Source organism: Vibrio pelagius (assembly GCF_024347575.1).
Lineage (GTDB): Bacteria > Pseudomonadota > Gammaproteobacteria > Enterobacterales > Vibrionaceae > Vibrio > Vibrio pelagius.
On sequence record NZ_AP025503.1, the window covers coordinates 2,273,501 to 2,292,602 of the forward strand.

At 44.6% G+C, this 19,102-nt stretch carries 16 protein-coding genes; 5 read left to right on the top strand and 11 right to left on the bottom strand.

All coding sequences use genetic code 11. The annotated features are described in order from the left end of the window. Nucleotides 1-21: 21 nt before the first annotated feature. The 5 genes from vsple_RS09830 to vsple_RS09850 form a co-directional block, all read right to left on the bottom strand. Nucleotides 22-873 carry an alpha/beta fold hydrolase gene (locus vsple_RS09830; protein WP_261881895.1) on the bottom strand — a complete coding sequence of 284 codons (852 nt, stop codon included), beginning with the start codon at nt 871-873 and terminating at the stop codon, nt 22-24. A gap of 63 nt (nt 874-936) precedes the next feature. Next, a complete protein-coding gene (locus vsple_RS09835) occupies nt 937-1,497 on the bottom strand; it encodes a Slp family lipoprotein (protein ID WP_261881896.1) in 561 nt (186 codons plus the stop codon). Between the two features lie 37 nt (nt 1,498-1,534). Beyond that, a complete protein-coding gene (locus tag vsple_RS09840; RefSeq protein ID WP_255230205.1) occupies nt 1,535-1,840 on the bottom strand; it encodes a chromosome partitioning protein ParA in 306 nt (101 codons plus the stop codon). Nucleotides 1,841-2,057: 217 nt separating this feature from the next. Then, nucleotides 2,058-2,759, bottom strand: coding sequence for a tRNA (adenosine(37)-N6)-threonylcarbamoyltransferase complex dimerization subunit type 1 TsaB (tsaB, locus tag vsple_RS09845; RefSeq protein ID WP_261881897.1), 702 nt, complete (start codon nt 2,757-2,759; stop codon nt 2,058-2,060). A gap of 53 nt (nt 2,760-2,812) precedes the next feature. Further along, nucleotides 2,813-4,732, bottom strand: coding sequence for a DNA repair helicase YoaA (locus vsple_RS09850; protein WP_261881898.1), 1,920 nt, complete (start codon nt 4,730-4,732; stop codon nt 2,813-2,815). A 313-nt stretch (nt 4,733-5,045) separates the two neighbouring features. On the opposite strand from vsple_RS09850, the gene purU reads away from it, so the two are divergent. Then, nucleotides 5,046-5,879, top strand: coding sequence for a formyltetrahydrofolate deformylase (gene purU / locus vsple_RS09855; protein WP_261883161.1), 834 nt, complete (start codon nt 5,046-5,048; stop codon nt 5,877-5,879). A gap of 205 nt (nt 5,880-6,084) precedes the next feature. Here the strand turns inward: purU and vsple_RS09860 are convergent, their stop codons facing one another. Next, nucleotides 6,085-6,675, bottom strand: coding sequence for a VOC family protein (locus vsple_RS09860; protein ID WP_261881899.1), 591 nt, complete (start codon nt 6,673-6,675; stop codon nt 6,085-6,087). Nucleotides 6,676-6,982: 307 nt separating this feature from the next. Here vsple_RS09860 and argS point away from each other — a divergent pair, with 307 nt between their 5' ends. Together argS and vsple_RS09870 are read left to right on the top strand one after the other, a co-directional pair. Then, nucleotides 6,983-8,716 carry an arginine--tRNA ligase gene (gene argS / locus vsple_RS09865; RefSeq protein WP_261881900.1) on the top strand — a complete coding sequence of 578 codons (1,734 nt, stop codon included), beginning with the start codon at nt 6,983-6,985 and terminating at the stop codon, nt 8,714-8,716. A gap of 372 nt (nt 8,717-9,088) precedes the next feature. After that, complete coding sequence (locus tag vsple_RS09870; protein ID WP_261881901.1) at nt 9,089-9,517, top strand: HIT family protein; 429 nt, start codon at nt 9,089-9,091, stop codon at nt 9,515-9,517. A 60-nt stretch (nt 9,518-9,577) separates the two neighbouring features. Here the strand turns inward: vsple_RS09870 and vsple_RS09875 are convergent, their stop codons facing one another. From vsple_RS09875 to znuA, 5 genes are all read right to left on the bottom strand, one after another. Further along, on the bottom strand, nt 9,578-9,808 hold the full coding sequence (locus vsple_RS09875; RefSeq protein WP_255230200.1) for a FeoC-like transcriptional regulator: 231 nt from the start codon (nt 9,806-9,808) through the stop codon (nt 9,578-9,580). Continuing rightward, nucleotides 9,805-12,078 carry a Fe(2+) transporter permease subunit FeoB gene (gene feoB / locus vsple_RS09880; RefSeq protein ID WP_261881902.1) on the bottom strand — a complete coding sequence of 758 codons (2,274 nt, stop codon included), beginning with the start codon at nt 12,076-12,078 and terminating at the stop codon, nt 9,805-9,807. Before feoB ends, vsple_RS09875 begins: the two co-directional genes overlap by 4 nt. Then, nucleotides 12,075-12,299 (bottom strand): FeoA family protein, encoded by a 225-nt coding sequence (locus vsple_RS09885; RefSeq protein WP_255231806.1) that lies wholly within the window; start codon nt 12,297-12,299, stop codon nt 12,075-12,077. Before vsple_RS09885 ends, feoB begins: the two co-directional genes overlap by 4 nt. A gap of 563 nt (nt 12,300-12,862) precedes the next feature. Continuing rightward, nucleotides 12,863-16,216 (bottom strand): AraC family transcriptional regulator, encoded by a 3,354-nt coding sequence (locus vsple_RS09890; RefSeq protein ID WP_261881903.1) that lies wholly within the window; start codon nt 16,214-16,216, stop codon nt 12,863-12,865. A gap of 273 nt (nt 16,217-16,489) precedes the next feature. Continuing rightward, a complete protein-coding gene (znuA, locus tag vsple_RS09895; RefSeq protein ID WP_255230198.1) occupies nt 16,490-17,377 on the bottom strand; it encodes a zinc ABC transporter substrate-binding protein ZnuA in 888 nt (295 codons plus the stop codon). Between the two features lie 83 nt (nt 17,378-17,460). Between znuA and znuC the strand changes: the two genes are divergently transcribed. Continuing rightward, the gene (znuC, locus tag vsple_RS09900; RefSeq protein WP_261881904.1) at nt 17,461-18,240 is read left to right on the top strand and encodes a zinc ABC transporter ATP-binding protein ZnuC; all 780 of its coding nucleotides are present in this window, start codon (nt 17,461-17,463) and stop codon (nt 18,238-18,240) included. Further along, nucleotides 18,240-19,025: a zinc ABC transporter permease subunit ZnuB gene (gene znuB / locus vsple_RS09905; protein WP_261881905.1), complete on the top strand. Its 786-nt coding sequence runs from the start codon at nt 18,240-18,242 to the stop codon at nt 19,023-19,025. Before znuC ends, znuB begins: the two co-directional genes overlap by 1 nt. The last annotated feature ends 77 nt before the right edge of the window (nt 19,026-19,102 follow it).

The window sequence follows — 19,102 nt, forward strand, 5'->3', positions numbered from 1 at the left end:
CTAAAAGGCTCAAACACTTGTTTAAATTTTGTTAACTACACCAAGAATTAGCTCTGAAACTGACTCTGGGTTCTCTAAATGACAGTGGTGTCCGCCTGAAATCATCTCGATAATTGGGGGATTTTGAGTGGATTTGTAGCGATTATGCTGTAAATCCTTAAATCCTTCATTTCCCAAAATTATCAGTTGAGGGCATTCTATCGCCTCGTTAATCGCATCAGCGTGTGCTTGAGACATTCGATAGACAGAATCACACTTCAATTTTGGATCGCTACGCCACTGCCAAACGCCCTCAATTTGGGCAATGCCTCGAACAACGACGGGAGCGATCAAATCTGGTGCAATTTGATTAGCATGAGATCTCAGCTTAATGACGTCCTCTAGACTGACTAATGGACGTGAAGGCTTTCTTCGCTGTCGTTGACGACTGAGTACCCCATCTCGCAACCGAGAGACCGCTGCTTGGGGAGCTTCAGAAAGAGGTCCGTGACCTTCAATTTGGATTAATCCAGACACCATTTCAGGAAAGGCGGCACTATAACAACTTGCGATCAATGCACCAAGCGAATGTCCTACTAGTACCAGTCTGTTTGGCGATAATTTACCCACCAACTGATGTAAATCATCGATATAGTCATGAAAAGGGTAATAACTGCCGGGTTTGTGCGAGGAGTGTCCGTGCCCAAACAGATCGATCGCCACCATGTGATAGTGGTTCGACTGGGTATGCATTGCCTGCATCACAGAGGTAAAACTGGCCGAATTATCTAACCAGCCATGAACAAAAACGACCGTCAAAGCGGCCGTTTCTGGATTTCCAAGCTCTTGGCACACCATGGTGCCACTTGGGAGTGAATAGGATTTTTCAATCATCCGTTATGATCATTCCTTAATCTTGTCTATTCAAGCGAGAGACATAGTCGCTCACTCCAATGACTACTCTAAGTCTTGTACCACTCGACCTTGTCTAGGCATGGTGTGGAAACTACGGCAATGTAGGCTACGACACGAGTAGTACGTTGGAGCAAAGTCATTCACAATTACACGCTCGGTGATTTGCCATAGGCGCTGGTTATCAACATTCATCACTGGGAATGTATACGGGAACTCGCCAATTTTACCATTTTCCGAACCTGCCGATTGACCCACAAATGTCACCAAGCGACCTTCTGCAAAGCTTAGAGGCTCAATATAACCATCAACATAAGCGACGAAGCGACCACTTGGTTCAGCATCAAGATCTGGCTTACCACTGCTTGAAATAGGCATATTTACCACTTCAACGCGTGATTTATCTTTAAGATTAGTGACTTTAGCTATCACACCGCCTAGACGGACATCCTTAGCATCAGGCAGTTGATTTACCCACTCTTGGTAGTCAGTAATCACGGTTTCAGATGAGGTTTCAAGTTCTGTAGGTAGGGATGAACACCCGACCATCAACACAGAGAATAAGCCAAGGGCAAAGAGGCGCAACTTTGCAGGGGAAATCGACATGGTTTTAACCCTTAAAGTAGAAGATAAATTGATGTTTTTATATATAAATATCGACACCGATGAGTCTTGTAAGTTCCTCTTTTTTCGCCTGATTCATAACATCCATATACTCTTCCATCGCTTTTCGTCCTCGCCCTTCAGGAAGGTCGTACTGAACTTGAGCTCGATGAATATCTGATTCTTGAACATGACGAATAGAGTGCGAGACAGCATTGGCTACCTTAGTGGGTTGTGCCACTGAGGTCTTTGCATCGGTTTTCTTTACCTGATTCTTCTTATTGGTACGATTGGCTTTAGATGTATTGCCTATCGAAGAAGGAGGTAAACCATTAATTGATACCATTCACTCAATCTCTGCCTCGGTATGACTCTAAATATGCGCTATCTAGAGTCATGGGTTATCAGAACCTTGTAAAAGTTATGACGTTTTTATTTGTTCGTGACTCAGTCGCTTATTTGCGACCAAGAAACTGTTCGCACCCAAGAAGTTACTTTCAACCCAGAAGCTATTTTCAGCCTAGAAGCTAATCACAAACAGAAAGCTAATCACGAACAGAAAGCTATTCACGACCAGGAAGTTTTTTCCACGCCACCTTGTCACGTAGATAAACAGGCTCAGACTCTTCAACTGGAACCGCTTTACCCGCCACAAATGCAAACTGTGCGATAAACGCCATGTCTTGCGCCTCTGGGTAAAGAACATCACTTGGCTTCGTCGTTAATGATAGCGTATCCATGTACTCTGCGTACGCAGCCCAACCTGTACCAACCTTTGCCCAAGTGTTTTGGTCTGCTTCAATTTGGTTCACAAGCTCTTGCGGTGGGATAACGCACTCTTCATCAACCAGAGACCAACGACCGTCTTGTTCACGACTGTAACGAGCCCAGTAAACTTCGCTCATACGTGCGTCAATGGCACTTGCAACATGGGTATCACCAAACTGACGGTAGCTTGATTGCGCCATAGCTTCCAGTGTCGATACACCAATCATTGGCAGGTCAGCACCAAATGCTAAACCTTGTGCGATACCAATACCAATACGCACGCCAGTAAAGCTACCAGGGCCTTGACCAAATGCAATCGCATCAAGCTCAGCTAAAGTCAATCCGGCTTCTTTCAGTACTTCATCAACCATAGGCAGTACTTTCTTGGTATGGTCACGTGGTGCTACTTCACTGCGGGCGAACACTTGCTCTCCCACCATCAATGCTACTGAACAGTTTTCCGTTGCTGTATCTACTGCAAGAATTTTTGCGCTCATTTATGTCTCAAATATTCGTTATCTAAATCTAAAAACAGTGGCCAAAGCGTCACTTATGATTCGTCGGCTTTGGCTAGAAATTCTTTAATTACCCCTAAATCTCGGGTACGTGGAATAGGAGGTAAACTCCCCAGGAAAATGCCGCCATAATCCCGAGTCACTAAACGATTATCGCAAATGATCAGTGCGCCACTGTCGCTCTTATCACGGATCAATCGCCCGACACCTTGCTTAAGGGTGATCACCGCATCAGGCAGTTGAACCTGAGCAAATGGATCGCCTCCTTTAAGCTTACAATCTTCCATCCGCGCTTTGAGCAAGGGATCATCCGGTGCCGTAAAGGGTAATTTGTCGATGATAACACAGCTTAACGCATCGCCCCTAACATCTATCCCCTCCCAAAATGCGCCAGTCGCCACCAGCAACGCGTTACCTAACTCCATAAACTCAGCCAAGGTTTTTTGCTTACTGGTTTCCCCTTGTAGCAATACTGGGACGCTCAACGTTTCTCTAAAGCGTTCGCCAAGTTCGCGCATCATGCTGTGTGAGGTACAAAGAAAAAAGCAGCGTCCTTGGTTCTGTTCAATCACAGGGGAAAGCATACGCACCAGTTTATCCGCCAGCCCCGGACTGTTTGGTTCCGGCAAATAGCGAGGTACGCATAAACGCGCCTGTTTCGGGTATTCAAACGGGCTTGGTAGCGAGAACTGCTGGCTCGGTTTTAAGCCAAGACGAGAGGTAAAATGGTCAAAATCATCCGATACCGCGAGCGTTGCCGATGTAAAGATCCATGCTCCCGGTTTGAGCTCGATCTGTTCATGGAACTTATCCGCCACAGACAGCGGCGTAATATGCAGAGCAAAATGACGTGGCGTGGTGTCATACCAATACGAATAACCAGTAATTGAGACATCGCAAACGCGCTCAATGCGAGCCTTAATCATAGTGGCACGCTCAAACGCGGTGTCTAATAATTGGCTTCGCCCAAGAGCAAGCTTCAAAACATCAACCGCCAACTCAAGCGCATCTTGCATACGCACCAATTCACGGGCAATCGACTCAGATTTCAGTGCTTCACGCCAGTTGCCCCGAAAACCGGTATCACCCAGTACAATTCTGAGATCTGCGGCAGACTGAACCAGCCTATCACCCACTTTTTGTAGCTGGCGCATATCCTTGGCTTCGGTGCGATAGCCAATCTCAATGTCTTTCGCGAGTTCATGTATCTGGCGGCTCGACACCGATTGACCAAAATACTCACTCGCAATATCTGGCAGTTGATGGGCTTCATCGAAGATAAAGACATCCGCATCGGGGATCAGCTCACCAAAGCCGGTTTCTCTGATCGCCAAATCCGCCAAGAATAGATGGTGGTTCACCACAACCACATCCGAATCCATCGCTTTCTTTCGAGCCTTAAGAACAAAGCAATCTGTATAGCTTGGACACTCTTTACCTAAACAATTGTCATTCGTGGAGGTAATTGTCGGGATAATTGGGCTATCTTCCGCGATATCGTCACAGTCACCAAGGTCGCCCGTTTGCGTCGATGACGACCAGCTGCGCACCTTGACTAACTGTGCAAGCAGTGTTGGGTCTGTGTGTGTACCGTGGCTCTCAACCATCTGACGACTGAGTCTATCCAAGCACAAATAGTTAGAACGCCCTTTTAGCAGTGCCGCTTGTCCATAAAAGCCGAGCGCGTCGGTCATTAGCGGAAGGTCGCGGTGGAAAAGCTGCTCTTGAAGGTTTTTGGAACCCGTACTTATGATGGTCTTCTTACCACTCAACAAAGCGGGAACTAAGTAAGCAAAAGTTTTACCTGTACCAGTCCCAGCTTCAACCACCAACTGACTTGAATCTTTGATTGCATTAGAAACCGCTTCGGCCATATCAAGCTGAGCTTGTCGCGGCTGAAAACCGGGAATTGCTTTACCTAGCGCGCCATCAGCAGAAAACGTTTTGGATATCATAATTTACGAACTTGGAGAAAACCGTGTACAGGTTGAGGAATCTGACCGTGAAGTATGGCAGGTTTGAGGAGACAGTGGAATGCCGAGTGCATCTGTATGATAGAAAGATTAAGCACATGAATAAGTGGTAAAACAGACACCTCTAGTCGATTCCTATTAGGATATCCATGAAAGCAAACCATCTTCCAACTATTTTGTTGAAAGTCGTCAGATAATAGATTAATTATAACGGTCATATTACAGCAAAGTTCACCGTTCGACTGACTGTATAAATTTTTAAAGAATAAAAATATTTCATGGAAGTAAGATGGAAATGGAAAAGAAAACACTGCTGACGCATTGTACCGATGCGCCGGGACTAATCTCTAAAATCACCAACATTTGTTACAAGCATCAACTCAACATCATCCACAACAACGAGTTTGTAGATAACACCAGCGGCCACTTCTTTATGCGCACTGAGCTTGAAGGGTATTTCAATGACGAGACCTTTCTTGCCGATTTAGATCAAGCGCTACCAGACAATGCTAAGCGCAAGCTAGTGGGCTCCTCACGCAAACGTATTGTAGTGCTAGTGACCAAAGAAGCGCACTGTCTAGGTGACATTCTGATGAAGACTTTCGATGGTAGCCTTGACGTTGAAATTGCCGCTGTTGTTGGCAACTACGATATTCTACAGAGCCTGACTGAGCGCTTCGACATCCCTTATCACCACGTTTCTCATGAAGGGCTCAACCGTGAAGAGCACGAGCAAAAAATGCTAGAAGTGATTGACCAATACGAAGCTGATTACCTTGTTTTGGCTAAATATATGCGTGTATTAACTCCGGGCTTTGTCGAGAAATATAACCACAAGATCATTAACATCCACCACAGCTTCCTACCTGCGTTTATTGGTGCTAAGCCATATCAGCAAGCGTATGAGCGCGGTGTGAAGATCATTGGTGCTACGGCTCACTTTGTAACCAATGACTTGGATGAAGGTCCAATCATCAAGCAAGACGTGATCCCTGTTGATCACAACTTCAGTGCCAAAGATATGGCTCAGGCTGGTCGTGACGTAGAGAAGAACGTATTGAGTAAGGCGCTAAACAAGGTGATCAACGATCATGTATTTGTTTACGGCAATAAGACTGTGATTCTGTAACTCGCAACCTTCGTTTCAAGTACAAATAAAAAACGCGTAATAGATTTCTCTAGTACGCGTTTTTTGTATCTATTTTCCGAACTCGTCGTTACAGATTCCCGACTACGCTCCTTCGTCGCTATCGGGAATGACGAGCCACCTACTCCTAGCCGTCATTCCGACGAGCCTAAGCGAGATCAGGAATCTCTATCTTCGAAAACTAAATTTAATCCTGCTCTGATTCCACAATCGTCTTCAATGAGTGTGGGTGCAGTTTAATGCAAACTCCTTGATGCTTAAACGCAACGGTTGGGTTATTCAAACGCTCGCCTTCACCTTTCGGACTAGAGAGTTTGATCTTAACGCCTTGCTCTGCCAACGTTGCAAAGTTAGCAGCGAACTGCGGGTAAGTGTCTTTAAGGTCCGCTAAGTACTCATCAGCCGTTTGTGCATGAGATGGAATAACAAACTCAACATGTTCCCAATCTTGGCTTGGGTAAATCTTACCTTCTGCCGGATATGGCAATTCTAGACACTCAATCGACCAACCTCGGCTCTTTAATGGTTCGTCAAAAGCAATCACAACAATTGGGCGACCATTGATTATCGCCTGAGAAATGGTTTCACCATAACCCGACCACGCCTCATGCGCTGCTTTTGCTAAAGCGGTCTCGTTAACCCTCATTGCAATATGGTCTGCTTGAGCAAAGCTTAGATCTAACCCTAGCTTACTACCAAACTCTTCGATTCTGCCCATAAAATCATCTAGGCGTTCAATCATCTGTCGCGGTTCTAATTGTGCTTGCGTGAGCGTCATAATCTACTTTCTCCAAATCTGATGCGCGCATGGTAGCAGCTCTATTTTTTGCAACAAGCCTTCTATTGAGCGTTGTTTTGAAATCTCTACGGTAATTGCGTTTATTGGGTTAAAGGAAATGTAAATTTTCTATCAATCCGCCCTATAAGAAGGCCAACAAAATTGGTATCATTACCGCCATTTTTGTGAACTCAAACAGAGTCTGTTGTTCATTTCGTCACTAAAGCGTTAAGTAAATTGCACCTTAACCTTAGCTGACTCCGAAGTAACGACCACTCTTATCATCCTTGAATTGAAGGAAACGCGTGTGAATATCCAAGCACTGATTAATGACAAAGTATCTCAGGCTCTAGAAGCCGCTGGCGCACCTGCAGGCTCTCCTGCGGCTGTTCGCCAATCTGCAAAACCACAATTTGGTGACTACCAAGCAAACGGCGTAATGGGCGTTGCAAAGCGACTAGGCACTAACCCACGAGAATTTGCTCAGAAAGTATTGGACGTTCTAAACCTAGACGGTATCGCTTCTAAAGTTGAAATCGCAGGCCCTGGTTTCCTAAACATCTTTCTAGATGAAGCTTTCCTTGCACAACAAGCAGACGCAGCCTTGGCTGATTCTCGTCTAGGCGTTGCAGCGGCTGAAGCTCAAACTATCGTTGCTGACTACTCTGCACCAAACGTTGCTAAAGAGATGCACGTTGGTCACCTACGTTCTACCATCATCGGTGATGCCGTTGTTCGTACTCTAGAATTCCTAGGCCACAACGTTATCCGTGCAAACCACATTGGTGACTGGGGTACTCAGTTCGGTATGCTTATCGCAAACCTTGAGCGTGTACAACAAGAGTCTGGCGAAGTTTCTATGGAGCTTTCTGACCTTGAAGCTTTCTACCGTGAGTCTAAGAAGCTATACGACGAAGACGAAGAGTTTGCAGTTAAAGCACGTAATTACGTAGTGAAACTACAAAGCGGCGACGAGTTCTGCGCAGAGATGTGGAAGAAACTGGTTGATATCACAATGATTCAAAACCAGCGTAACTACGACCGTCTAAACGTATCTCTAACTCGTGATGATGTGATGGGTGAAAGTAAGTACAACGACATGCTTCCTGCAATCGTTGAAGACCTGAAAGCTCAAGGTATTGCTCAAGAAGATGATGGCGCACAAGTTGTTTTCCTAGATGAGTACAAGAACAAAGATGGCGACCCAATGGGCGTTATTATCCAGAAACGCGACGGCGGTTTCCTATACACGACAACCGATATCGCATGTGCTAAGTACCGTTACGAAGAGCTAGGTGCAGACCGTGTTCTTTACTTCATCGACTCTCGTCAACACCAGCATCTAATGCAAGCTTGGACTATCGTTCGTAAAGCGGGCTACATCCCTGAGTCTGTATCTCTTGAGCACCACGCATTCGGCATGATGCTAGGTAAAGATGGTAAGCCATTCAAGACTCGTGCAGGTGGTACGGTTCGTCTTGCTGATCTTCTTGATGAAGCAGAAGTTCGTGCAGCACAACTGATCGAATCTAAGAACCCTGAGCTAGCGGAAGACGAAAAGAAAACTATCGCAAACACAGTTGCTATGGCAGCGGTTAAATACGCGGATCTTTCTAAGCACCGTACTACTGACTACGTGTTCGACTGGGACAACATGCTTGCGTTTGAAGGTAACACTGCACCATACATGCAGTACGCTTACACTCGTGTTGCTTCTGTATTCGCAAAAGCCGGCATTTCTATGGACTCGCTTGAAGGTGAAATCAAGATCACTGAAGAGAAAGAGAAAGCACTTATCGCAAAACTTCTACAATTTGAAGAAGCGGTTCAGTCTGTTGCTCGTGAAGGTCAGCCGCACATCATGTGTACTTACCTATTCGAACTTGCTGGTCAATTCTCTAGCTTCTACGAAGCGTGCCCTATCCTAGTTGCTGAAGACGAAGCTATTAAACAAAGCCGTCTTAAGCTTGCTGCACTGACAGCGAAGACAATCAAGCAAGGTCTGTCTCTACTGGGTATCGATACTCTAGAGCGTATGTAAGCGATTCGAGATTCGAGATTCGAGATTCAAGATTCGAGATTCGAGATTCGAGATTCGAGATAATTAGAAAGGTTGGCGTGAAAGCGTCAACCTTTTGTTTTATTTGGAGGTCTGGTTTCTGCCCAAGCGCTGGTACACACTGGCGTTCATAGTAAGAGATCTCCTACTACGCTCCTTCGTCGCTTTAGGAGATGACAGGAATAAGAGCGGTGATTCCAAAGCGGCACCAATGATGCGCCATCACTCTCCCTAATCGTCATTCCCTACAGTGAGGAACGAACGTGATAGGGAATCTGCTTATTAAGAACGTAAGCGCTAGCCACATTCTCATTCCAACTTTATACTCAACTAAAACAATTAATTGGAAAGATCATGAGCTTCGAACTTCATCCTCAATTAGCAAAAGACACCACTGTTATTGGTGAGTTTCCACTAAGCCTTGCCTTGCTACATAAAGACAATGCCGTGCCTTGGGTTATCCTTGTACCAAAACGTGCCAACCTAAAAGAACTTCATCACCTGCCGATGAAAGAGCAACAACAATTCTTGCATGAGTCACAAGCGGTAAGCCAAGCTCTAGAAGCGACTTTTCAGCCAGACAAACTTAACTTAGGTGCACTAGGTAATATGGTGCCGCAGCTACACATCCATCATATTGCTCGTTTTAAGGACGACATCGCTTGGCCGGGCCCAGTATGGGGCAACACCAAGGGTGAACAGCGCAGTGAAGAATTACAAGCTGCACTGCTGACACGTATCCAGAATGTTCTATCTTTGAGCTCTATATTTCAAAAGCTATAAAAACAAAAACCGCAGTCATTTCATTCTATGACTGCGGTTTTTTCATTTTCATCTTAAGAACTACATCATCACGTTGAGTGATAAACCGTTTTGTTGATTAATGGTGTACCGAATGCGGGTGGTGTGGCCATGTTGATTAGTATCCACCAGTCGACTCACTTTCCCTTTTTTTATCCAGACATGGAGCATCGCATCAACGCCATCTTCACTCATGCCAAACTTAGCCGCAAGCTCCTTACGAGCCGCACTACCTTGCTCGGTAATGTATTGATGTAACTCTCTTAAAATCATGCGAATTGAACCTCTAGTGCGCGCTGTTTTTTACCCAGCTTTTTAAAGCCGATGTAAGTGACAACAAAGCCAACCACAATCACTACCATCCAAACTGCACTTGAGATTGGGTGAGCAGCGAAATTAGCTGCTTGGTAATAGAAAGCCGCACCAAAGTAGCCTAGCGCCATTGTCCAAACAGCAATAAAGCGAGCAAACATTTGGCCAAACTCTCTTACGTATGCGCCCATCGCAGCCACACAAGGAGTGTATAGTAAGATAAGAATTAGGTACGCAAATGCTGCGTGGCTAGAGGCAAACTTCTCTTTCAAGTTGCCGAAGATAGATGTATTAACTTCTTGCTCTTCGGCTACAGCGCTTGAATCTGAAAGATCACCGACTTCGATACCTAGAGGATCTGAATAGCTTAGACCTGCTAGGTTATCTGGAATTGTCATTACCGCCTCATACAGGCTGCCCGCTAAATCAAACTCCGCAACTTCTTCATCTGAAGGGGTTGTGTACAAACTGTTCAATGTACCCACTACCGCCTCTTTAGCGAAGATACCTGTAATGATACCTACCGTCGCTGGCCAGTTCTCTTCTTGAATACCGATTGGCGCAAACACAGGCGTGACCACTTGAGCCGCTTTTGAAAGAACTGAGTTTTCGCTGTCTTCGTTACCGAATGAGCCATCAGTACCCAGAGAGTTAAGGAAGCTTAGTACTGCAACGACCATAACAATGGTTTTACCTGCACCCAGAACAAAACGCTTCAGCTTTTGCCATGTTTTCAGCATTACGTTTTGCATGGTTGGCAATTCGTAGTCTGGCATCTCCATAACTAGACTGTCGCTGCTGCCTGGGTAAAGCGTATTCTTCAGGAATAAGCCAGTAAAGATAGACGCTACAATACCCAGTAAGTAGAGAGCAAATACGATGTTCTGACCCGCACCCGGAAAGAACGCTGCTGCAAATAGAGCGTACACAGGTAGACGTGCACCACATGACATAAATGGAGCCATTGCAGCGGCAAGTTTACGCTCGCGTTCTTGGTCAAGAGTACGTGTCGCCATAATAGAAGGAACGTTACAACCGAAACCCAACACTAGAGGTACAAAAGCTTTCCCCGGCAGACCAATTTTCTGCATCACTTTATCAAGAACAAACGCGGCGCGAGCCATGTAACCTGAACTCTCTAAAACAGCAAGGAACAAGTACAAGCAAGCAATCACAGGGATAAAGGTGGCGACCGTTTGAATACCACCACCGATACCATCCGCTAAGATAGTCACTAGCCAAACCGGTACATGATCATCCAATAAGTAGTGACCACCATCGACCAACAGTGCACCAACGCCAATGTCAAAGAAGTCGATGAATGCACTACCGATGTTAATGGAGAACATGAACATCAGATACATCACTAAGAAGAAGAACGGAATGCCTACCCACTTATTCAGAATCAGTTGGTCAGCTTTTTCTGTGAAATTTCGGCTCAACTTACCTTCGCTACGGCGCACGCGCTTACAAAGCTCATGCAGCATAGTGTATTTTGCATCTGCCACTGCTAAGTCGATATCGAGAAGGGTACCGGCTCTTATGGCATCAATCTGCTGACGGTCATTTGGCGCTAAGCTATTCAAAACTAGGTAATCATTTTCAAGGGCACGAATAGCAAGCGCACGATGCGATACATCTGTATCATCAAATTTTGTTTCGACTTGTGGTATTAACGCTTCAAACGCTTCTTCATAGTCAATCGTGATAGGCTCTAGGCTGACACCTTGAACCAACAATCTATGCAACTTCTCTTTGAAGCGAGCAACTTGTGATTTGTCGTTTGCTGATAGGCTTAAAACAGGGCAACCTAATGCTTTTTCTAGAGCTTTCTGATCGAGAACCTGACGCTCACGCTTAAGCACATCCATCTTGTTGAGTACAACAATCATTGGACGTCCCATCTCACGCAATTGGAGTGTCATGTATAAGCTGCGCTCTAAGCTACTCGCATCGACAACATTGATGATCACATCAGCAGGATGAGTAAGTACAGCACGAGAAGCGATAGATTCATCAATACTGTTACTGTCATTACCACTATCTAAAGCGTAGATACCTGGAAGATCAGTCAGTTTAAACTGATCGCCTGCATGACTGTATGTACCTGTCTTTTTCTCTACAGTCACACCAGCCCAGTTACCCACATGCTGCTTAGCACCGGTTAAAGCATTAAACAGTGTTGTTTTACCACTGTTCGGGTTACCAACCGTCAATACTTGATAACTCATTGGCTCACCTCGATCTGCTGGGCAATGTTTTGACGAATAGCAATAGAGACACCTCTAACTTCAACCTGCAATGGGTCCCCCATTGGTGCACGACGAACCAGAGTGACTTGGGTTTTCGGAAGAACCCCCATGACCATAAGTTTTTTTCTGACATCGGGAGATAATCCAGTGAGCGCTACAACAGTAGCCGCTTTACCTTGCTCAAGCTGTGACAGTTTCATAAGCATCCAGTAGAGATATTGATAATGAGAAATATTGTTATTAACGCGATAATACACATCAATAACCATAATAATAATGTGTGAAATCAAAGTTTTCGAAAATAGACACTCGTAAATTTCGTCAAAACACGCTACGTCAATTCCGTTATTTTCAACACTCACAGAAAACTACCGTAAGAGTATGAAATCAACCAAACACAAATAAATAATCAAAAATCAATAACTTAAGAATATGTCGGATTTGTTACATCATGATGTCGTTAATTTTATAAGGAAAATAAGTGCTACCCCGTATAGTTAATTCCAACGAAGAGAAACTCCTTCTCTTTAACTTTATTCCAGAGGTGATATAGCTTTCGCTGTATCACTCCGGCAGCAAGCGAAGGTGTCTTTGACACCCGTGGTATAGTCCCCCCGGCTATACCACGATATTTTTTTTCTTATCTTCTCTACCTCTCTCCTCGTTAATCAATCGTCTATTCTTTCGTATCTCGTATCTCGTATCTCGTATCTCAGAAGCATAAAAAAGCCCCGATATATATCGAGGCTCATTAGTATTTCTATTAGTCGTCACTATTTTCAGCAAACTTCGAAGGTGACATACCAAAGTGGTGTTTAAATCTCTGGCTGAAATACGACGGGTCATTGAATCCGGAATTGAAAGCCACGTCAGACACTTTCTCACCAGCTAACAGTCTTTCACAAGCATGCTCCAAACGTACTTGGTTCAAGTGCTCTTTAAACGTCTTGTCGAAAGCAGACTTAAAGCGACGCTGTAAACTGCGCTCGGACATGTATAGCAAGCGTGCAGCAGAAGCCGTGCCAAACTCTGCATCAGAGTAATGCTCACCAACTAATAGAGTGACACGGTTCTTCCACTCTTGTTCAGCGCTCATTTTCTGCTGCTCTTGCGTAAGCACAGGATGTTTAATCGTTTCTATCTGCTCTAAAGTGCTTTCGGTGACTTTCTGAGAGGCTTGGTACTCAATTGGCCAAAGCAGCTGCACAACATTTTGCGAATCCGATATGAATGCCTTCAGCTCACCACCACTCTGTTGTACAAGGATTGGTAGTTTCTCAATGTTTAGATCTGTCGACTGAGTTACACCGGTATCAGGATTGGCTACTGCCCACTTAGGGAACGGCATCCCAAAATCACGCAATGTGACCACAAGTTGCTGTTGAACCTCCTCAACTAAAATAAGCATACGTTGAGACTTAAAATTCCGTTTGATTGCACTGGCCACCAAGCTATTAAAGACAATATCGAGATTGAAGTAATTCAGTGTGATATATCGCTGCTTAGTGTTTAAGCTGACCTCGAGCTCAATACCTGCCTTGGCAAGATCATCTTTCCATGCGGTTAACACTGACTCTAAAACGAGAACCAAATCGTAATATGTCGCTTGGCTATTCTCATGACCCTGAGCAAGTTGCTCTAGCCCTTGACGAAGCTCTACGATGGGCGATATTTCATCACTCTCTTGCCAATTAGGGATCAGTGCAGCGGCGCGATTTACCTCTTCAACTAACCCGCTAGCTGTATGGGTTACGAGAACATTTTTTACCGCCAGCTGCTTTTTAAGTTGTTGGTTAGTTGCCAATAAAATTCGACTTTGATGCCGCAACTGATCGGTCTTCAATGCCACTTGAGCCTTAAGCTTGCGGTTGGCGAAAGTAACAAAACGGGAACGCCAAAATACCAACGCAATCACAAACCCTGCCAACAAGACAATAAAGCTTGCTGCAGCCCAATTACTCAAATACCAAGGCTCTAGAATAGAAAACGGCTGCTTAGTCGAGACGAAACGATAATGTGAGTCTTTAACTGGCTTCACTTCGAGTACATAGTCACCGGGCAAAATGTGCTCAAGAGTCAGTAAGCCGCCTTCGAACTCTATCCAGGGCTCATCTTCACTCAACCGATACTCCATTGCTTGGACAAAACCAAACGGCAAAACTCCAAACTTAAAACTCAATGAGCTGCCATAAGGTACTTCCAATGAATCTATATACTTTCCGCCCAAAGCAACTGTGTCTTGATCGACCGTGACTTTGCTTACTAACGCACGCCTTTGCGGTGTCACAGACACCAAAAGCTCATTAGACATCGCCCCCACGAGACCATACTTAGATCCCATAACAAGCAAACCCGATTGCAATGGTTCAGCGACTGCTAAACTGCACGCTCCAGGTGAGAACTCGTTAAGAATCAAACCGAATGGTGAGCCAATATGTTTATTGAGATTGCCACTAAGCCCATAAAAGCTAATCCCTTTTGAAGACCCCAGCCAAACTCCATGTTTATCACTGACCAAACACACCGGACTGATGTTGTCTTCAACCAGCTCGACATCTTCAATGAATTCACTGCCTTTCGCCATTCGATAAATGCCATAGCGCCCAGCAAACCAGTGAGAGCCATCACTAGAGTGGGTAATATCAACGACCTTACCAAACCTCAAGCTGTCTTTTTTAAAGCCAATTTTGCCATTCACCAATGAGTAGTAACCATGGTCCGTACCAATGTAGACCTCACCTTGTTCGTCTACCGAAAGATCGGTAATCTTTGCAGGTAAGTACTTACTGACTAGCCAATCCGCACCATAGGAGACCGCTTTATTTGTGGTTATATCGAGTGAATAAAGGCTTTGTTCAGATGTCAGCCAAAGCAGTCCTTCTTTACTCAGAGCAAGAGTATCGACTTGCCGTTGAAGTAAGCTTCTAGGTAAATTCAACGATTTGAGCTGACGAGTATACTGATCAACAGCGACTAAGCCGGTTGGCGTCGCAAGGTAAACTAAACCTTGATACGCAACAATATCGCTCGTTGGTTCAGAGTAGATTCGCTTGGGAAGTACTCTAGAATCTGTTCTGGCTACATATAACCCTTCCGACGTCGCTACCCAAAATTCGGATTCACTGATAGACAGTATTTTATTGACGGAAAAGCTCACCGAATGCATACCTAATCCAGAGATTGAGGTTCTTTGAAAGGTGCTGCTGTACAAAGAAAAGTAGCGTATACCATTGTTAGTCGCGACCCACAAACCGCCAGCAGAGTCGTTGACTAAAGAGTATATTTTTTCACCCGGGAGCGAAAAATCTTGGTTATCAGCCCCTTGGAAACGCGTAATCTTACCTGTGATAAAGTTATAGCTCATCAGGCCATGTTCGGTTCCAATCCAGTATTGGTCTGAGGTCTCAGCAAGCGACAAGACGTGAGAACCAGGAATTCTATTCACCACATCCGGTGATGATAAGTTAATGATCGCTAACCCATTCCTTGAGCCGACAAGTAACTCACGTCGAGCATCAGAAAAGTAGACCTCTTCGATATAGAATTTACCTGAAGCAGTTATGTGCTCAAACTCCCTCTCTTCTGAGCGATATACCCCAGCCGATGTTGCGAGTACCCACTTCGACAGTACACGTTCAGCATCATTTATTTGGATATCGCCTCGTTTATTATGGCGATAGAGCTTAAGTAATGAGTAAGTCTCAAACTCGCTGGTGAGAGTGTTGAAGGTATAGAAGTTGTTTCGATCGGTCACCCAGATATAGTCGCCTGAAGCGCCGATATTAAGAATGTCTGATCCAGGGCTTAAACTGAACGCGAGAAAGCTCTCTATACCAGGAACATGACGATAGACCTCATTATCAAAGTAAGTCCAAAACTCATCGTTTAAGAAAGCCACTTCGTCGAAAGAAAACTCAAGTAGGCTACCCTTTCTTGGTAAGAGGGTTCCACCGTCATAAAACATGACTTTACCGTGCACATCATGGATCCATAAGCCTCCGCCTTCACCTAAGTAAAGGTTTTTAGCCGCAAGAAAGTTCCCTTGCCCTTGAACAGGTAAAGGATAGAAAACCGATGATGCGACACTCAGTGTAGAAACACTCAGCGAAAGACTCATGAAGATGAGTAATCTAAGGAGCACTGAATACAAGCTTTTTCCTAACAACAGCAAATAGTACCGGCCCATACAACTTTGAGAGTGCAACAGCCGTCGATGAGTTATTTTGTGATTATAATTATCTCACTATTTTAGCGGAAATTAGCTTGGGAAAAAGGCAGATTGCAAATTTGAGGTAGGATTTATCTTGTAGATCACGAAAATGCCGCAAAACGCGGCATTATTCATAAGCGTCTGATTACTAACTCTATAGAAACTATACTCAGATGCGATTTATTGTGCAGATAAACAACTTGAGTAACTATCAGTCAATTGCTGGAGGAACTCGAAGTAACTCCCTTTACCGACTTCAATTGTTGAACCGATTGGATCTAATTGACCTTTCTGAGTAGAGCTACCGCGAACGACTGATTCAATCACCGCTGGCGTAAATTGAGGCTCAGAGAAAACACATTGTACATCTTGTTTCGCCAATGTCTTTTTAATCGAGATCAGTGTCTTAGCACCAGGCTTACGCTCAGGACTTACTGTAAAGTGACCAAGCTTGTTGAGGCCGAATTCATCTTCATAGTAGCTGTATGCATCATGGAATACGTAGTAACCCTTGTCTTTTACCGGTGCTAGTTGTGCTTCAATCGAGCTCTTTTTCTCAGCAAGCTGTTTCAAGAAGTTCTCAAGGTTTTTGTTGTATGCATTCGCATTCTGAGGGTCAACTTCAATCAGCTTGCCAGTGATATAAGTTGAAGCGACTTTCACCTGATCAATACCTAACCAGAAATGCGGATCATGACTACCGTGATCATGTCCATCATGATGGTGGTCATGTGAATCGTCACCAAACTCTTTTAGGTTTATGTTGGGGATTTCACTAATAGTCACCACGTTATCATTCGATTTAACGACTTTGGTTAGAAAGGCTTCTAGGTCTGGACCAAACCAAATTACCATGTCAGCCTGCTGAACTTTCTTTACATCAGACGGTTTTAAAGCGTAGTCATGAGGTGAGGCATTACTGTTCATTATCGCATCTGGTTCACTGACACCTTGCGTTAATTCCGTAACAATCATTTGAATAGGTTTAAAACTTGTTAGAATAGTGCTGGCACTGGCAACGCTTGGGATCAATAGCAAGCTTGTCAGTATAAAAGATGAACGTAACATATTACCTCTATAATAGAAAAGTAGCTTAGGCCTGCTGTAGATGTTACATTATAACATTAGCTAATTGCAAATGAGTTCTATTCATGGATAACTTAATCCAATTGGATTCCGTCAGTGTTGAGTTCGACGGTAGAAAAGTTTTAGATAATATCTCTCTAAATATAGAGCGCGGCCAAATCACAACTCTAATAGGCCCAAATGGTGCAGGTAAATCGACCCTAGTCAAAGTGCTACTTGGGCTTCAAAACCGATACTCTGGCACCATTACCAAAAACAAAAAACTAAAAATTGGCTATGTTCCTCAAAAACTGAAGCTTAACGACTCTCTACCTCTAAATGTAGAACGTTTTCTCAAGCTTACCGGTAAGTTCAGCCAACAAGAGATTCTTGAATCATTAAAACTGGTTGGCGCAGAGCACCTTATTAAGAACAATATGCATCAGCTATCTGGTGGTGAGAACCAACGTGTACTTATCGCTCGTTCGCTGCTCCGTCGCCCAGATTTACTGGTACTCGACGAGCCAGCACAAGGTGTTGATGTTCAAGGTCAAATTGATCTTTACGAACTTATCGACTCAATCCGGCACCGTTTCAGGTGCGCAGTATTCATGGTATCTCATGATTTGCACCTCGTGATGGCGAAAACCGATGATGTGATTTGTCTTAATCACCATGTTTGCTGTTCAGGTGCACCGGCTGATATCAAGCATCACCCTTCTTACATCGCCTTATTCGGTACTGCGGTTCAAGAGAGCTTGGCTTTCTACCATCATCAACATGATCATCACCACCATGATTTAGCAGGTCAACCTGTATCAGGTGAAGCTCATAGTTGTAAAAATCACAATCACGGACACCACTAATGCTTGAGTTCCTTTTACCTTCTATTCTTGCTGGCCTTGGCATTGCTTTGATTGCTGGCCCACTCGGCTCTTTTGTTGTGTGGCGTAAAATGGCCTACTTTGGTGATACGTTAGCGCACGCGTCATTGATGGGGCTGGCGCTTGGCTTCCTATTAGAGATTAACCTCTACTTAGCGCTGCTAATCTGCTGTTTAATGCTCGCGGTACTGCTAGTTACCTTACAGAAACAGAAATTGGTTGCGACCGATACATTGCTGGGCATCCTTGCACACAGCGCCCTTTCGCTTGGCTTAGTGGCCGTTAGCTTTCTCGATAACGTTCGTGTTGACTTAATGAGCTACCTATTCGGTGATCTGCTTGCTGTATCGCCGACCGACCTCGTATTTATTTATAGTGGTGCTGCCGCTGTAGCACTCGTTTTGGCTATTTTCTGGCGCCCTTTACTATCGACAACGGTTAATGAAGACCTCGCCGCGGTAGAGGGTATCAACATAGACCTGATGCGTTTGGTATTGATGTTAATGGTCGGTATCGTTATTGCGGTAGGTATGAAGTTTGTTGGTGCTCTGATCATGACATCATTACTGATTATCCCCGCCGCGACAGCACGCAAGTTTGCTCAAACCCCTGAACAGATGGCCTTCATTGCATCTGGTATTGGTTCTCTGGCGGTGCTTGGTGGACTGAGTCTTTCTTGGTTCTACGATACCCCAGCGGGTCCTTCTGTCGTCATCACTGCAACCGCAATGTTTATGTTGTCACAGATGGTAAAAAATAGAGCTTAGAGTTACTTTTTGTATCTCGTATCTTAGAAAACATACAAAAAAGGCTTGGTCATCGACCAAGCCTTTTTATTATCTAT

Coding starts and splice junctions, on each gene's coding strand:
- vsple_RS09830 (WP_261881895.1), bottom strand. CDS start 873: ATGATTGAAAAATCCTATTCACTCCCAAGTGGCACCATGGTGTGCCAA.
- vsple_RS09835 (WP_261881896.1), bottom strand. CDS start 1,497: ATGTCGATTTCCCCTGCAAAGTTGCGCCTCTTTGCCCTTGGCTTATTC.
- vsple_RS09840 (WP_255230205.1), bottom strand. CDS start 1,840: ATGGTATCAATTAATGGTTTACCTCCTTCTTCGATAGGCAATACATCT.
- tsaB (WP_261881897.1), bottom strand. CDS start 2,759: ATGAGCGCAAAAATTCTTGCAGTAGATACAGCAACGGAAAACTGTTCA.
- vsple_RS09850 (WP_261881898.1), bottom strand. CDS start 4,732: ATGATATCCAAAACGTTTTCTGCTGATGGCGCGCTAGGTAAAGCAATT.
- purU (WP_261883161.1), top strand. CDS start 5,046: ATGGAAAAGAAAACACTGCTGACGCATTGTACCGATGCGCCGGGACTA.
- vsple_RS09860 (WP_261881899.1), bottom strand. CDS start 6,675: ATGACGCTCACGCAAGCACAATTAGAACCGCGACAGATGATTGAACGC.
- vsple_RS09870 (WP_261881901.1), top strand. CDS start 9,089: ATGAGCTTCGAACTTCATCCTCAATTAGCAAAAGACACCACTGTTATT.
- vsple_RS09875 (WP_255230200.1), bottom strand. CDS start 9,808: ATGATTTTAAGAGAGTTACATCAATACATTACCGAGCAAGGTAGTGCG.
- feoB (WP_261881902.1), bottom strand. CDS start 12,078: ATGAGTTATCAAGTATTGACGGTTGGTAACCCGAACAGTGGTAAAACA.
- vsple_RS09885 (WP_255231806.1), bottom strand. CDS start 12,299: ATGAAACTGTCACAGCTTGAGCAAGGTAAAGCGGCTACTGTTGTAGCG.
- vsple_RS09890 (WP_261881903.1), bottom strand. CDS start 16,216: ATGAGTCTTTCGCTGAGTGTTTCTACACTGAGTGTCGCATCATCGGTT.
- znuA (WP_255230198.1), bottom strand. CDS start 17,377: ATGTTACGTTCATCTTTTATACTGACAAGCTTGCTATTGATCCCAAGC.
- znuC (WP_261881904.1), top strand. CDS start 17,461: ATGGATAACTTAATCCAATTGGATTCCGTCAGTGTTGAGTTCGACGGT.
- znuB (WP_261881905.1), top strand. CDS start 18,240: ATGCTTGAGTTCCTTTTACCTTCTATTCTTGCTGGCCTTGGCATTGCT.